Annotated in this window: 14 protein-coding genes; 10 read left to right on the top strand and 4 right to left on the bottom strand. The window is 44.4% G+C overall.

Annotated features, from left to right (window positions below; genetic code table 11):
* The first annotated feature begins 26 nt into the window (after window positions 1-26).
* The 3 genes from hslV (at window position 27) to NCI00_RS22850 (ending at window position 1878) form a co-directional block, all read left to right on the top strand.
* The gene (gene hslV, locus NCI00_RS22840) at window positions 27-569 is read left to right on the top strand and encodes an ATP-dependent protease subunit HslV (protein WP_166560061.1); all 543 of its coding nucleotides are present in this window, start codon (window positions 27-29) and stop codon (window positions 567-569) included.
* Window positions 570-612: 43 nt separating this feature from the next.
* A complete protein-coding gene (gene pth / locus NCI00_RS22845) occupies window positions 613-1173 on the top strand; it encodes an aminoacyl-tRNA hydrolase (protein WP_166560060.1) in 561 nt (186 codons plus the stop codon).
* Window positions 1174-1413: 240 nt separating this feature from the next.
* Entirely contained in the window at window positions 1414-1878 is a 465-nt protein-coding gene (locus tag NCI00_RS22850) for a hypothetical protein (protein ID WP_253531646.1), read from the top strand.
* A gap of 129 nt (window positions 1879-2007) precedes the next feature.
* Here NCI00_RS22850 and NCI00_RS22855 read toward each other — a convergent pair whose 3' ends face one another.
* Complete coding sequence (locus NCI00_RS22855) at window positions 2008-3411, bottom strand: Gfo/Idh/MocA family protein (protein ID WP_253531647.1); 1404 nt, start codon at window positions 3409-3411, stop codon at window positions 2008-2010.
* Window positions 3412-3738: 327 nt separating this feature from the next.
* Here NCI00_RS22855 and NCI00_RS22860 point away from each other — a divergent pair, with 327 nt between their 5' ends.
* The gene (locus NCI00_RS22860; protein WP_253531648.1) at window positions 3739-4971 is read left to right on the top strand and encodes a lycopene cyclase family protein; all 1233 of its coding nucleotides are present in this window, start codon (window positions 3739-3741) and stop codon (window positions 4969-4971) included.
* Complete coding sequence (locus NCI00_RS22865; protein WP_253531649.1) at window positions 4968-5828, top strand: Brp/Blh family beta-carotene 15,15'-dioxygenase; 861 nt, start codon at window positions 4968-4970, stop codon at window positions 5826-5828. Before NCI00_RS22860 ends, NCI00_RS22865 begins: the two co-directional genes overlap by 4 nt.
* A 74-nt stretch (window positions 5829-5902) precedes the next feature.
* Here the strand turns inward: NCI00_RS22865 and metG are convergent, their stop codons facing one another.
* On the bottom strand, window positions 5903-7966 hold the full coding sequence (metG, locus tag NCI00_RS22870) for a methionine--tRNA ligase (protein WP_253531650.1): 2064 nt from the start codon (window positions 7964-7966) through the stop codon (window positions 5903-5905).
* Between the two features lie 283 nt (window positions 7967-8249).
* Here metG and NCI00_RS22875 point away from each other — a divergent pair, with 283 nt between their 5' ends.
* The 4 genes from NCI00_RS22875 to NCI00_RS22890 all read left to right on the top strand — a co-directional run bounded on the left by NCI00_RS22875 (window position 8250) and on the right by NCI00_RS22890 (window position 11306).
* Window positions 8250-8441, top strand: a complete 192-nt coding sequence (locus NCI00_RS22875) for a hypothetical protein (protein WP_253531651.1) — start codon at window positions 8250-8252, stop codon at window positions 8439-8441.
* 382 nt (window positions 8442-8823) lie between these two features.
* The gene (locus NCI00_RS22880; protein ID WP_253531652.1) at window positions 8824-9588 is read left to right on the top strand and encodes a bacteriorhodopsin-like; all 765 of its coding nucleotides are present in this window, start codon (window positions 8824-8826) and stop codon (window positions 9586-9588) included.
* 187 nt (window positions 9589-9775) lie between these two features.
* Window positions 9776-10810, top strand: a complete 1035-nt coding sequence (locus tag NCI00_RS22885; RefSeq protein WP_253531653.1) for an AAA family ATPase — start codon at window positions 9776-9778, stop codon at window positions 10808-10810.
* Window positions 10803-11306, top strand: coding sequence for a hypothetical protein (locus NCI00_RS22890; protein WP_253531655.1), 504 nt, complete (start codon window positions 10803-10805; stop codon window positions 11304-11306). Before NCI00_RS22885 ends, NCI00_RS22890 begins: the two co-directional genes overlap by 8 nt.
* A 222-nt stretch (window positions 11307-11528) precedes the next feature.
* On the opposite strand, the gene smpB is transcribed toward NCI00_RS22890, so the two are convergent.
* Window positions 11529-11966 carry an SsrA-binding protein SmpB gene (gene smpB, locus NCI00_RS22895; protein WP_114069375.1) on the bottom strand — a complete coding sequence of 146 codons (438 nt, stop codon included), beginning with the start codon at window positions 11964-11966 and terminating at the stop codon, window positions 11529-11531.
* A gap of 227 nt (window positions 11967-12193) precedes the next feature.
* On the opposite strand from smpB, the gene NCI00_RS22900 reads away from it, so the two are divergent.
* The gene (locus NCI00_RS22900) at window positions 12194-15175 is read left to right on the top strand and encodes a prolyl oligopeptidase family serine peptidase (protein ID WP_253531657.1); all 2982 of its coding nucleotides are present in this window, start codon (window positions 12194-12196) and stop codon (window positions 15173-15175) included.
* A 72-nt stretch (window positions 15176-15247) separates the two neighbouring features.
* Here NCI00_RS22900 and NCI00_RS22905 read toward each other — a convergent pair whose 3' ends face one another.
* Window positions 15248-15775, bottom strand: coding sequence for a GNAT family N-acetyltransferase (locus tag NCI00_RS22905; protein WP_310586787.1), 528 nt, complete (start codon window positions 15773-15775; stop codon window positions 15248-15250).
* Between the last annotated feature and the right edge of the window lie 130 nt (window positions 15776-15905).

The following is a 15905-nucleotide window of genomic DNA, read 5'->3' on the forward strand; positions in this document are numbered from 1 at the left end:
TTTCAATCATCAGACTCATTTATATCATGCAACCAATTCATGCCACCACCGTAGTAGGTATCATTCATAACGGAGAAGTAGTAGTAGGCGCCGACGGGCAGGCCACCATGGGAAATACCGTGGCCAAAAGCAACGTTCGTAAAGTAAGAAGTTTAGCTGGCGGAAAAGTAATTGCGGGATTTGCGGGCTCCACCGCCGACGCGTTTACGCTCATTGAGCGTTTTGAAGAAAAACTCAATGCCTACGGCGGCAACCTCAAACGCGCCGCCATCGAACTCGCCAAAGACTGGCGCACCGACCGATACCTTCGAAAATTGGAAGCCATGATGATAGTGGCGGGAAAAGAAGAGCTGCTCGTTATCTCAGGCACCGGCGATGTACTCGAACCCGACAATCAGGTAGCCGCTATCGGCTCAGGAGCGATGTTTGCCCAAAGTGCAGCCTTGGCGCTCAAAAAACACGCACAGCACCTTTCTGCCGAAGATATGGTCCGCGAAAGTCTCCACATTGCCGCCGATATTTGTATCTATACCAACCACAATCTGGTAGTGGAGAAAGTCAAAGAATAAAGACTGGATTCACTTTTTTGTTTTATAATCAATTACACTTTCTATGAAATACCTCGTCGTAGGTCTCGGCAACATTGGACCTGAATACGCATTTACGCGCCACAACGTAGGCTTTATGGTACTTGACCGACTGGCTGCCCAACATGACTTTAAGTTTTCGATGCAAAAACTGGCCTATACCGCCGAGTTTAAATACAAAGGACGGCAGATTTACTTTATCAAACCGACTACCTATATGAACCTCAGCGGCAAAGCCGTGCGCTACTACATGGACGCGTGGAAAATCCCCGTTGAAAATGTGCTGGTCGTGACGGATGAGATTCAACTTCCGCAGGGCAAGATTCGAATCAAACCCAAAGGCTCCAGCGGAGGACATAACGGCTTACGAAATATTGAAGAATTGCTGGGCACTCAGGAGTACACCCGGTTGCGGTTTGGGGTTGGCGATGATTTTCCCCGTGGACAACAGGTAAAATATGTTTTAAGTAATTTTCCCGAAAATAGTTTCGAAGAATTACTCATTGATTTGGACCGTGCAGGAGAAGCAATACTTAGTTTTTGTACTTTAGGACTCCAAAATGCTATGAATAATTTCAATCAATGATTGTACTTTTTAAAGAATTTTACTTTTTTGTAAATAAAAATTTTATTGAAGTTGTATTATTTTAACCAGAATAATATTCTGAAATATTCAAACATTCACTTTGTTTTTTATTAAAAATCAGCGTTTTATGAAAGAATAAACAGAATATTATTCCGAATGATGAAAAATAAAAATTTGGACTTATAAAATATTGCCGTACCTTTGTATCGTTCAATCAGCAGAAGAGAATTGAACTATATTATGAAATACCCAGTTAAGTTAATTATATTTGTAATAGGATTCTGTTTGAGTTTAATTTCAATCGAATCAAACGCAAAAGATGATAAAAGTACCGTAAATACTGCGGGTTTATCAAAAGGAAGAGAAAAGGCATTTGAACAGTACATTACCGATCATTTTACGCCTTTTATTGAGCAGGACGAGTGGAAAGTTTTTACAGAAGTTGTGACTTTATACAACCAAAGCCCGTCCAAGTTAGTGAATATAAACGCCGAAAAGCAGCAAGAGTTTAAAAGTGCAGTGAAGTTGTTGAATCATGCCATGAAGAGCAGCAATGACGAAAATGCAAAAATTTGGCTCGAAAACGTTCGCAAAACGGCACACAATATAAATTTTCTGTGGACTGTAGAGTGGGAAACATTGACTCCCACCCACGATACGGAAAGAATCATTGGGGAACCAATCAGCATGCTCAACGGTTTTTAATAACTTTTGAAAAGCTGCCAAGAATTTAAAGTTAGTTTTTTCATGTAGAAAAGGTTAAGGGTTTAGGAATAGTCAGTATAAAGCCCCGCTCTCGATAGCGGGGCTTTATCTTTTTATGCCCATCAAGTTCTATACATTCACCAGCATTCCGAGCTTACGCGCTTCTTTCCAACGTCCCCGGGTAAAATCAGGGAATTTAACAGGCGCATTGCCACCCTGAATCGAAAGCGCCGAAAGTGGTGTAACCGACGACCAAGAAGCCGCATCGTACACATCCATATCTAGCGACGTACCCCGATTGAAGCAATCAATCAAACGGTAAATCAGCACAAAATCCATCCCGCCGTGCCCGCCGTTTTTCTCGATTTCGTCCTTCATTTTGGCCCAAATCGGGTGTTTGTATTGCTCTCTGAGCGCCTTGTATTCTTCTTCTTTCAAAAATCCGTGGCCCTGTCCTTTTTTCGAGAAATGACTTGGATAGCCCATATGAAACGCTTTGGTGCCCGCCAACATGTTGATACGGCTGTAAGGCCGCGCCGTCACAATATCATGCTGCACCAAAATCGAGCGGCCTAAATGTGTCTTAATCAAGGTGTTGTTCATATCTCCTTTCTTAAATCCTTTACGACCATGAAACTCATTCGTAGGGTCGGTCATTACGGTCGAGTCTTCACTTAGGCTTGCTTCCAAACTGCTCATCGAAACCAAATGATTGAAGCGGTCGCCACGGTCGATGTTCATGTATTGAGCTACGGGCCCCAAACCGTGCATCGGATACAGGTTTCCGTCGCGGGCGTAGTTGTGACGAATACGCCACATATTGTAGTAATCTGTCTTGGAGAAAAGCATCTCACGCAGGTCGTGGATATACCCGCATTCCGCGTAGGTAAGCGTGCCAAAAAGACCTTCATTGGCCATGTTGAGCAGCCATAATTCTTCGTCACCGTAGCAGACGTTTTCTAACATCATACAGTTACGCTGGGTTTGCTCGGCGGTGTTGACCAACTTCCAGCAATCTTCCAAAGTATACGCAGCGGGTACTTCGGTAGCTGCGTGTTTGCCCTGTTGCATGGCATAAACGCACATGGGTACGTGGTCTTCCCAAGGCGTAGCGATGATGACAAGGTCAATATCATCGCGGCGACACATTTCTTTCCAAGCATCCACTTTGGTGTGGTAGTAAGCAACATCATTTACGCCTTTTGACTCCAACCATTGCTTTGTACGATTGGTGTAACGCTCCTGAATATCACAAACCGCCACAATTTTAGCCTTAGCCCCGCAAGCGTGAACGAGCTTCACGTGACCCGAACCACGGTTTCCTACCCCAATAAAGGCGACACGGACTTGGGCAATGGGTGGCATCTTGAGACCAATGACTGACTTACCCACGGGCTTGGGGGCAAAGTTGGCCCGTTCGATTTGCGCCTCAACAGAATTGTTATTGGCTTTGGAAATAAAAGGTAATCCTAAAGCGGAACCTATCGCCGCCGATGCTTTCAAAAATGAACGGCGTTCCAGGAAATTTTTCATGAAATGGGAGGGGTTTGAAGGTTAATTAAATAGTGTCGATTAGGGAGTTTTATTGTCTATTTCTGCGATGCAATACATATCGTTAATTTAATAATAAAATCAGAAATAGTTATAATACAATTGGGAAGCAAATTAATAAAATAATTTAAAAAACGAAATACGAGTGGATAGGATTTAAGGGGATAAGAAGGTATTCCCTGGCTTTGACGTGCGGCAAAACAATCTCAAATAACAAAATGTTGTAAATCCAAAAGCAAAAACTTTCTAAAAATGCTTCTACCAGCATGTCTATTGTTGGCCTCAAAACCCACCTACCGAGATTAAATAATGACATCCCCCTCCCTCATTTCAACAGACACTTTAGCTTTTTTTGATTATACAATCGTGGGTGCGGGGGCGTCTGGTCTTTGGCTGGCTCTATCACTTTTTGAGCAGGGACTACTGAATACCAAGCATTTGTGCATTGTAGAAAGTGATTCAACCAAGCATAACGACCGTACATGGTGTTATTGGTCAACTTCACCATTAACTCCCAACCAAATGATTAGCCAATCGTGGTCTTCTATATTCAATCCCCACGACCTCTCCCAACGCAATGATTTATCCCCTTATTCCTATCATCACGTACGCAGTGCCGATTTTTACGCATCTATCAGACAACAACTTGCGGGTTGCGCCAACATTGTCTGGCGCACAATGACCGTTGTAGAAATTGACGACACTGGAGCAAAAGTTAGGATAAAAACCACCGATGATACTTGGTGGAGCAGTCGGGTATTTATGTCGGCTATGCCCGGTCAGCCAAATGGCGAACTTGGTTCTTCCAATCCACTCTCTGTATTTTTGGGCAATCAAGAAAGAAAAAAAAACAGACTCTTTTTGTGGCAAACCTTTGTCGGCTGGCGCGTCCGAACCGTTGAGCCGGTATTTGATGAGACCTGCGCCACCCTCATGCGATTTGATATAGCCCAAAACGGCAGTACTCAATTCATGTACGAGTTGCCTTTTTCGAGTACCGAGGCTCTGGTCGAAATAACCCGATTTGGGGAGTTTAGGCTCACGAGAGATGAAGCCGATGCGGCATTGAGTGATTATATGCTCAAAAAAAACATTAATTATCAAATTTTGGAGGAAGAAGAAGGCGCAATTCCAATGACGCCCCAATTTGATATGCAACGAAAGTACCTGAGCGCCCAAACCCGCCTCATCTACCTCGGTACTTTGGGCGGAGCCATCAAGCCCACCACAGGTTATGGATTTCGGCGGATGCAAGCCTACGCCAAAGCCCTTGCTACAGCCCTCAAACAGCAGAAACCACTACCCACGATGCGGCGGGCGCAACGATTTCGATTTTATGACCACTTACTTTTACAAATTTTAGCCCGCTACCCTAACCGCGGCAAAGCCGTGTTTCAACGCCTTTTTGAAACCCAGCCCGTACCCCGTATTCTGCGATTTTTGGATGAAGAGACCAACCTTTGGGAAGAAATGCTGATTTTTATTCGCCTGCCTATCCGGTTATTTCTTCGCAGTTTAACCTCTTATTATTTCAACTTATGAAATACGTACATTCCCCTTTGTTCATGTTCCAATGCCTATTGCAGGGGCTGCTTATCGGTTTGTTCGCATGGTTGGATTGGAACACTACCGAGCAGGGAGTCCTCTGCGGGGTGTTGCTGTGCAGCGTGGGGATTCCTCACGGGGCCAACGACCATTTGTACCGTCAAAGTACCACGTTGATGGGTTTATTGGCGTTTATCGGCATTTATTTAGGCTCAATGGGCGTTTATTTGGCAGTTTGGTGGGTGACACCTGCGGCAGCCCTTATCATTTTCTTTGCGATTTCTCTCCATCATTTCGGACAATCAAACTTTGAGAATCCATCTGTTTGGTATTTCCCCTCTTTACTTTGGGGTATATGGCTGTTGACCTTTCCCGTATTATTGCACTGGGAAGAAGCGCTTGGTATTTTTGGGACGATGGTTGGCAACACAAGTATCAATCTCCCCATTACTCAAACAGCGCGTTGGGGGATTGGTGCCGCATTTTCTCTCATTTATTTCGGCGTTTTGCTTCGTTACGAAAGCCAAAATTGGCCACGATACACTTTGCAATGGGCCGTAGTGACGGCGTGGTATTGGCTCACGCCCTTACTGTTTGGCTTTATTGTGGTATTCTGTCTTTGGCATTCAATGCAATCGCTCCAACATCAATTGGTTTATTATAAAGCAACGAAAAAAGGCACATTCAAGCAATTCACTTTCGCATTGCTTCCCTTTGGTCTCTTGGCTTTGGTCGGCTTTGGGGTGTACGTTTACTTTCGAGGTTTTGCCGTTGGGGAAGCCTTCATTCTTTTATCGCTCATCACGTTGCCTCATATCGTGGTCATGCACCGCCTCTACGCTGCATTTCACTAAAAAAGGGCAAATAAGTTTTGAACCTATTTGCCCTTTTTAGTGAAATGATTTTACAACGATACTTCAAGCCCTCGTTATGAAATAGACGCACCCGCCCACACTTCTTTGTGCGGCTGAATCAGCGAAAGGCTTCCGTCGCGGTCTTCGGCCATGAGAATCATGCCGTTGGATTCTTGCCCCATGATTTTGCGCGGCGCGAGGTTGGCAATGAAGGTCACTTGGCGGCCCACCATTTCTTCAGGTGTAAAATGCTTAGCAATCCCACTTAAAATGGTGCGTTTTTCAAAACCGTCGTCGACCAAAAACTTCAATAATTTATCGCTTTTAGGCACTCGCTCAGCTTCTAAAATGGTACCGATGCGGAGGTCTAATTTGGCAAAATCATCAAATTGTACCGTTGGTTTCAACTCAGGCACCGATTTGGTTTCTAACTCATTCATTTTCTTTGCGTCGTGTAGTTTTTGAATTTGTTTTTCAATGACGGCGTCTTCAATTTTTTCAAATAACAAAAATGCGTCGCCAATCGCCTGTCCTTCAGCCAATAAATCTGCGCTTCCCGCTTCTTCCCATTTCCACTGCCCTTCACCCAACTGTTGGCGAAGTTTGTTTCCCGTAAAAGGCAAAAACGGCTCACTCACAATGGCCAAGTTGGCCGCAATTTGCAAGGCGATGTTCATGATGGTATTCACCCGCTCGGCATCCGTCTTGATGACCTGCCAAGGCTGCGTTTCGGCCAGGTATTTATTCCCCAAACGCGCCAAATCCATCAAAAACGATAAGCCTTCGCGGAAACGGTAGGTTTCGATGGCCTCGGCGATTCGGGGCGGGAAAGCCGCCAGCGTTGCCAAGGTTTCTTTATCAAAATCGGTCAATTCACCGCGTACTGGCACTTTACCATCGCAATATTTGTGGGTCAACACCACGGCACGATTCACGAAATTGCCGTAAATGGCCACCAATTCGCTGTTATTGCGGGTCTGAAAGTCTTTCCAAGTAAACTCACTGTCTTTGGTTTCGGGGGCATTGGCCGTCAACACGTACCGCAGTACATCCTGCTTGTCAGGCATTTCTTCCAAAAACTCATGCAACCACACGGCCCAATTGCGGGATGTCGAAATCTTATCCCCTTCCAGATTCATGAATTCATTGGCGGGCACATTGTCGGGCAAAATGTAATCATCGCCCATCGCCATCAAAGTAGCCGGGAAGATGATGCAATGAAACACGATGTTGTCTTTGCCGATAAAGTGAATCAGTTTGGTATCTTGGTCTTCTGGTGACGACCGCCGCCACCAAGTTTCCCAACCTGCATCGGTGCCATTTTTCTGAATCAACCAATCTTTGGTGGCCGAAATGTACCCGATTGGCGCTTCAAACCACACATAGAGCACTTTGCCGTCGGTATCGGGCAGGGGCACTTTGATACCCCAATCCAAGTCGCGGGTCATGGCGCGCGGGCGCAGCCCTTCTTTCAGCCAAGACTGGCACTGACCGGCCACGTTGGTCTTCCATTCGGTATGGCTGCTGACGTATTTTTCAATGTCAGGCTGCATTTTATCTAGCGGCAAAAACCAGTTTTTAGTGGCTCGCAATACTGGTTTTGAACCTGACAACGTAGAATGAGGATTCTTTAACTCCAACGGACTCAACGCCGTTCCGCAACGCTCGCACTGATCGCCGTAGGCGTTTGGATTGGCACACACAGGACAAGTACCCACGATGTAGCGGTCGGCCAAAAACTGCTGCGCTACTTCGTCGTAATATTGCTCGCTGGTTTCTTCAATGAAGCCGTCTTTGTCGTAAATGGTTTTAAAAAACTCTTGCGACGTTTCGTGGTGAATGGGCAGGCTTGTGCGTGAATACACATCGAACGAAATCCCAAAATCCAGAAACGACTGCTTGATTTGGGTATAATATTTGTCGACGACGGCCTGGGGTGTCAGGCCTTCTTTTTTGGCGCGGATTGTAATGGGCACGCCGTGCTCGTCAGTGCCGCTCACAAACGCCACTTCGGCACCTGTGGCCCGCAAATAGCGCACATAAATATCGGCGGGTACATAACAGCCCGCCAAATGCCCGATGTGGATGGGTCCATTGGCATATATGAGGGCGGCCGTAACGGTGTATCTTTTACTCATAATGATAAAATGTCAAATTTGAGGGGGCAAAATTAGTAAAATTAGTTTGATGGTTTGCGTTTTTGCGGCAAACCACCGAATCCTTGGTGTAATACTCATGCCCCTCTTCCCTCACAATACATATATATAAAGTACCCTGACTGTATACGTTCAAAATCGAAAGCTCCATTCGTAAACGCCAATCGTTAAAAATTGAATATTTTGTTTAATAATTTCATTTATTTATTAAACAAATCCCAAAAACACTCCGTTTATCTTGTTCATTATAAAAAAAAGAAAAAATATGAAATTTCTAAAAATAGCATCACCATATCTATACGTTTCAATGGTAGTATTTGTGGTTTTCCATAACACTGGCTATCAGATTGAACGCATGATTCAAGTCCCCTATGTCTTGTACATTGTTTTAGCGCTGGCAAGCTTTTTTGTCATTCGTTCGGTCATCCAACACTCGACCGACACCGACCATCCATAATCACCCCAAACAAGACAACTTGATATAAATCAGGAACTAACCACCTATTTTGCCCAAAAAAGCCTTACATCTCGAAACGGAAAGAACAAATGAACCACTATAAATATTGAAGAAAAATAAGCCCATTTATTTTCTTCATAGAAGCATTTGTATGGCGAAACGTTTAACAGAATAAAAATGCGACGGCAGATTTTTCACCTCCAATAAATTATTTTCCTGTAATGATTCAAGGAGGCTCATACAGAGAATATACGTTAGCAAACTTTCATTTTTTTGTTTAATTTATTTTAAAAAATAATAAACAAAATAATTTAACATTTTCTTTAATGCTACGAGAAACAATCATTCTCAAACAGTATCATCTCTAAACCTTTTTATTAAAATGCAAATGTTAAACATTCTCTTAGACGGTGCACTCGCTGCAGGTGACTACATCGGTTTTACTTTTTTTACGGGCTACATGTCAATGTTGGCCGCATCCATTTTCTTTATCGTTGAGCGCGGCACTGTGGCCGACAAGTGGAAAACCTCGCTGCTGGTATCTGCTTTGATTACGTTCATTGCCGCAGTCCATTATTTTTACATGAGGGGCGTATGGCTCGAAACCCACACCTCGCCTACGCAATTCAGATACATCGACTGGACTTTGACGGTGCCGTTGATGTGTATTGAGTATTACCTGATTTTGCGCCCTGCGGGTGCCAAAAGCGGTATGCTCGTCAGACTTTTGTTAGGTTCAATTCTCATGCTGGTTGCGGGCTACATTGGTGAAGCCGTAAGTCCTGAATCAAATGTGCTTTGGGGTGTCATTTCCACCCTTGGATGGGCCGCCATCATCTATGAAATTTACATGGGTGAGGCTTCAAAAGTAGCCGCGGCTTCTGACAGTCAAGCGGTAAAAGATGGTTACAACGTACTGCGTTGGTTTACCTTCGTAGGCTGGGCTATCTATCCGATTGGTTACATGTTGCTTCCGGGCAATCTCTTGAGTGGCCTCGTATCTGGAGTAGATTTGACCCAAAGTTCACCAGTAGATTTGGCGTACAACATTGCCGACGCCGTCAATAAAATCGGCTTTGGTTTGGTTGTATATAGTATCGCTAAAAATGCTACCGAATCTGCCAAGGTGAAGAGCGTAGTTGCTTAGTTGTTGTTTTTGAAGTTAGAGTTAGGGTTTAAGGTAAAAAAGTGTAGCCTTTTTTTAGGGCTGCACTTTTTTGTTTCTATCTGCGTGTGTGGGCTTTACTTGCAAATTTCCTCCCGCCACAACGGCGAAATAGTACGAGAAAGGAGAATTGTTTAACTTTGAGCCTGTCGTTATTTCTTATTTACGTATGGATAATTTCATCAAAAACCTCGAAATCAAGAATTTCAAGTCCATCAAGCATCTTTCTCTCGATTGCAAACGGGTGAACGTGTTTATTGGCAAGCCCAATGTAGGCAAGTCCAATATTTTAGAGGCTTTGGGGTTGTTTTCGTCCGTTTTTGTTGAAGATAATTTGAATGAATTAGTTAGAATGAAAAAAACAGATGATTTATTCTTCGATTCATTTTTTTCAAATACGATTGAAATAAGGCTTGACGATAGGTTTCTTTTAACATTATCGTTTGAACGTGAATTAAATGGAGTTATCATATTCAAAATAAATATCTCGACTTACGACCATGACATTGCTTCAATATTCTTGAATCGTGAGGGTATAATAAAGTGGAGCGATAGTCATCTAATGGAAGGCCTGATAAAGCCGCATCATGACAATAATACAGTGGATATTTTTACCAAGTATTACAGGTATAATTCTTATGCACCTCAAGACAGCAGCTTTAAAAGTTATTTATCGAGTCCTGCGGGAGAAAACCTTTTTGAGATAGTTACTAACTACCCTGAAATACGTTCCAGAATTGTAACTATGCTCAAGGAGCAAAATTTAGAATTTGTCAGTTTAATTAATGAAAGAGATTTCAAACTACAAAAAAACATAGATGGCTTCGTTACACAATACCCCTACTCCAGCATTGCCGACACCTTCCAACGCTTCATCTTTTATTTAGCTGCCATTGAATCCAACAGCAACTCCGTCCTGATTTTTGAAGAGCCAGAGGTGCATTCTTTCCCGCCCTATGTGAAGGAATTGGCCGAACGGATGATTTTGAAGGATGATAACCAATACTTTGTCTCCACGCACAGCCCTTATTTATTGCAAACCTTTATTGATAGCTTAGACGATACACAACTCAACGTTTATTTGACGTATTACAAAGATTACCAGACCCACGTCAAAGCGCTGACTCCTGATGAACTAAGTGACATTCAACGTTTTGGGTATGATGTATTTTTCAACTTGAAAAAGTTCGAGCCAAATGATTGAACGTGAAATTCGCATTATTCCTGAGTGTTATGCCGACACTGCTTTAGCTAAATTTCTTTTTTCACAACCTGAATTTGTCAACCATGCCCTTAGTATTGGACAAGTTGCCGTTGAAATGGAAGCAGAACGGAGTGATGCAGTCATTTTAATAGGATTTGTAGATAATGACAAACGAATTCCGCCCTATTTTAGAGATTTCGAAGAAATTGAACGGGGCGAACGGGTACTTTTTAAACAAAAAGATGACCATCGTGTTCAGCATTTTCTTGTCGTGTTAGACAAAGCCATTGAGACTTTCCTCCTCTCTAATGCTGCCCAAGTCGGCATCAACGTGGCCGATTTCGGTTTTTCAGAGATACAAAAGGAATTTCAAAAAAGCCTCAAAAGCCAACAGATAGAAGATGATGAAAAGTATCATGCGCTCTTGAAGGCACTTCATACCAAACAAGCCCCTGATTTTGTGAAGATTGAGGCTTTTTTGAGCCAGTTTCTTTAATCTATGAGAATCTGCGACCGTCCGCAGCTACGGAAAATCATTCTCTCGGCTTTCGGGAAAATGCAAGGCGGGCCCCTACGGCATTCGGTTTTATATTTAGAATTTTGCCGTTCTTCGGTTTTGCGGTTTAAAAGAAGGGCTGACGCAAGGCCTGCCCCTACATTTACATTTTTTATTTTTCTGTTTTGTGGTTCACAAAATGCAGCCGCTACGGGTCTACCCCTACTCGTCATTACCGCGTTTGAGGTCGCGTTCTTTGATGGTTTCGCGTTTGTCGTAGAGTTTCTTCCCTTTGGCAAGGGCAACGTCTACTTTGGCTAAGCCTTTTTCATTGATAAAAATACGCGTCGGCACTACCGTCAATCCTTGGTCTTTTAGCTTCAACTGCAATTTTTTCAGCTCCCGTTTTTTCAACAACAGCTTGCGGTCACGCGTCGGATTGTGGTTGGCGTAAGTGCCTTTTTCGTAAGGCGAAATGTGCAAATGATGCACGAGCAATTCGCCATCCTGAAAAATACAGTAGGCATCGGTCAGGTTGACTTTCCCTTCTCGGATAGATTTTATTTCGGTGCCAGTCAGCACCACTCCAGCCGTGTACGTCTCCAAAAAGAAGTACTCAAACGAAGCACGGCGGTTGTTTATATTGATGGTTCTGCTCATTTCTACGATAAAGAGCCAGAAGAAAGCAGGAAAGAAGTCCGTAATTTTCGCTTCTCTAGCCTCACTCCTCGCTTCTATTTTAATTTTTTAAGGGTGCGAAGATAACAATTTCCTTTCTTTTATCTTCATCCGCAAAAGTTGCGAAATAATTGCTTTGCCAAGTAACGCTGCTCTTGCTTACATTTGTTCAAAATTCTTAATTCATCCCTTCTAAACTCCAAATTTTTATGAAAAAACTCTTTGTGCTACTTGGTTTCTTCCTCAGCACATTCGCCATTGCCCAACCTAAACCCAAGCCAGCGATGACGTGGAAAGACGTGCTGACGTGGAAAGCAATACCCGGTTTTGGCGGCACCCAGCTATCCCCCGACGGTCAGTGGTATGCATACGTGCTGAGTACGTATGAAAGCGACGCCGAACTCATCATCCAAAAAACAACCGACTCCACCAAATACGTGTACCCCATCGGTGCGCCGACATTTGCACAGATGAGTTTTTCGGACAATAGCAAGTGGATTGCGTTCAAGGTGTTTGCAAAAGACAAAGACAAGAAAGCCGCCGCTAAGCCCGGCGGCAAGCCGATTCCAGACAAAGTATTTTTGGTAGAACTGGCATCCAACAAAAAAACTGAATTTGACCGCGTAAAATCCTTTGCCTTCAACGGCGAAAAAGCGACGCATTTGGCGTTGTCGCTTACGGCAGCGGGCGGAGGTGCACCCGCCGGGTCTCCAAGCAGCGATGCCGCCAAAGGCTCCGATTTATTATTGTTTGACCTTGCCACGAGCAAAACCCAAAACATAGGAAACGTGTCGGAAATGGCGTTTGACAAATCTGGAAACTGGCTGGCCCTGACCATTGATGCCAACGAAAAGGCAGGGAATGGCGTACAACTCCGCAACATGACCACCGGCGTAACCCTTACGATGGACAATGACAAAGCCCGTTATCAGTCGCTCAACTGGACCGAAAAGGGCGATGCACTGGCCTTGCTAAAAAGTACGAAGGATGAAAAATACAAAAATGAACGCGTTGGCGTATTGGGCATCAAAAACTTCGGAACCATGCCCGAGTTGACCGCGTATGAACCCAAAACCGACAGCATTAATTTTCCGAAAGGAATGACCGTTAGCCCCAACCGTTCGCCTTATTGGTCAGAAGATTTGACGCGTTTGTTCTTCGGAATTCATAAACTAGAACTGGCAAAGAAAGATGATAAAAAAACCGCCGAAGCCAAGAAGGACAGCACTAAAAAACTTTCTGACGTCGAAAAACTAGCCAAAATCAAGGCCGATACCACCCTCAAAACCCTTGACGATTTACAAAAAGCATTGGCAAAACTTAAAACGGATTCCACCAAAACCACCGTTGCCGCCAAAACCGACGATGCCGAAAAACCCGAAGTGACCGTTTGGCATTGGCAGGACAAACGCCTCCAATCGCGGCAGCAAGTGCAGGAAACACAAGATAAAAACCAGAATTACCTGTCGATGTACGACGTGGCCGCCAAGAAGTTTATTCAATTGGCCGACAGCACCGTCAAAAACGTATCGGCAGCGCCCAAACAGCTCTTTGGCTTGGGAACCGACAATTCAAACTACGAACTGGAAAGCAGCCTTGACGGGCAAAATTATGTCGATGTTTATTTAGTTGACCTCAAAACGGGCAAACGTGACAAAATCCGTGAGAAGCATTATTTGCCTAGCTTCTGGGCCAGCCCGCAACCCTCACCCGACGGAACCAAATTTCTCTACTGGGAAGGCACGCATTATTTCTTGTACGATATGATCAACAAAACATCGCGCAATCTTACCCAAGACATCAAGACATCTTTTGTTGACGTAGAAGACGACCACAACCAGAAAACGCCACCGTACGGCATCATCGGCTGGAGCAGCGATAGCAAAGCGGTACTGTTGAGCGATGGCTGGGACATCTGGCAAGTGCCCACCGACTTGAAGGACGCCAAAGGAAAAGCACTAATAGCCTTCAATTTAACCCAGAATGGCAAACGCGACAAAATCCGCTATGAGCAACGCTACCAACTTGACCCCGAAGAAAAAGGAATTGATTTGAAAAAACCAATTTATGTACGCATCTACGGCGAATGGACCAAAAAGAGTGGTCTAGCGCGCATTGAAAACGGCAAAACGTTGGTTGTCAAACCGTTGATTTGGGAAGATGCGGCCATCGGAAGCCTCACCAAAGCCAAAAAAGCCGATGTGTTTGTGTTTTCAAGAGAAACCTTCACCAAGCCTCGTCAGTATTTTGTGAGCAACAGTGTGGAGTTAACTTCTGAAAAGCAACTCACCAAAAATGCGCCGTTGTTTGACAAATACGCTTGGTCGGCAGGAACGCGTTTGGTTGATTATGTGAGTGATAAAGGCGATTCGTTGCAGGGGGCACTGTTTTTACCCGCTGGCTATGAGCAGGGTAAAAAATACCCAACCATCATTTATTACTACGAAAAACTTTCGCAATCACTGCACAACTTCTCTAACCCAAGCTACTCAGGAACAGGCTGGAACCCAGCCATCTACACCTCCAACGGCTACGCCGTATTTATTCCCGACATTGTGTACAAACTCAACGACCCAGGTATGTCGGCCGTTTGGTGTGTGTTGCCGGGCGTAAAAGCGGCGCTCAAAACGGGCGTAATTGACGAAGCCCGCATGGGTATTCACGGACACTCATGGGGCGGCTACCAGACCAGTTTCTTGATTACCCAAACCAATATGTTTAAAGCCGCCGCCGCTGGTGCACCGCTGACCGACATGATTTCGATGTATAATCTCATTTATAAAAACAGCGGTACAAGCAACGGCCAGATTTTTGAAGGCTCACAAGGACGCTTGGTGGCTCCTTGGGAAAACTGGGATGCCTACCACCGCAATTCACCGATTTATCACGTCACCAAAGTACAAACGCCGCTGTTGCTGTTGCACAACGACGCCGACGGTGCCGTAGACTTTACGCAGGGTGTGGAATTTTATACGGCCTTGCGCCGCCTCAAAAAGCCCGTCGTGATGATGCAGTACAAAGGCGAAAACCACGGCTTGGCAAAACAACCCAACCGCAAAGATTATTCAGTAAGAATGATGGAATTTTTTGATGCACAACTAAAAGGCAAACCCGCACCCGAATGGTGGTCAAAGGGTATTCCTCGGTTGGATTTAGAAAAACACTTGGAAAACCGCATTTTTGAAGATTAAGCACTCGCTGCGCTGACCGTTATTGGTATATTTGTTATTGGTAAGTGTGTTTTACAATAGCCCTGATGAGATTCACGTCTTGTCAGGGTTGTTTGTTTCTTCCCTAAACTTTACATAAACATGTTCGTCCCATATTTTATCTTCTTTACAAACAGATTGCCGCAACACCGCTTCAAACTGATAACCAGCCTTTTCTAGCACGCGCATAGAAGCGCGGTTGTATTCAAAAACTCCCGCATACAGTCGATGTACCTCGTAGTGTCTAAAAGTATATTCCGTCATTTCTTTCACCGCTTCTGCCATGATTCCCCGGCCCCAAAAGGGTTCGGCCAGCCAATAGCCAATTTCGGCATTTTTACGAAAAACATCTTTTTGCAGGATGATTCCCACCCCACCTACGGCTTCTCCCTCCACGTCGATGGCAAAGACGGTAGGGCGTTTTTCCATTTCACAAAGTTCAATCCAATGGTGAGCATCGTCGAGCGTATAAGGATGCGGAAAGGAATCACGTACATTACGCCAGATTCGGTAATTGTTGGCGTATTTGGCCAGCGCCGGTTCGTCGCCTAGTTGCCAACGGCGTAGATGATAAGGCATCATTGTTATGACTTTGTTTTTAACAAAATTAAGAAAACATCTGACTCACGCACTACCGCTTGACGTTCATCTGCTTATGTTGCCTTTAATCCAAAAAATATCCCGATTCTATATGTCTTTTTACTATTTTCGT

This window comes from Runella salmonicolor (genome assembly GCF_024158025.1).
Lineage (GTDB): Bacteria > Bacteroidota > Bacteroidia > Cytophagales > Spirosomataceae > Runella > Runella salmonicolor.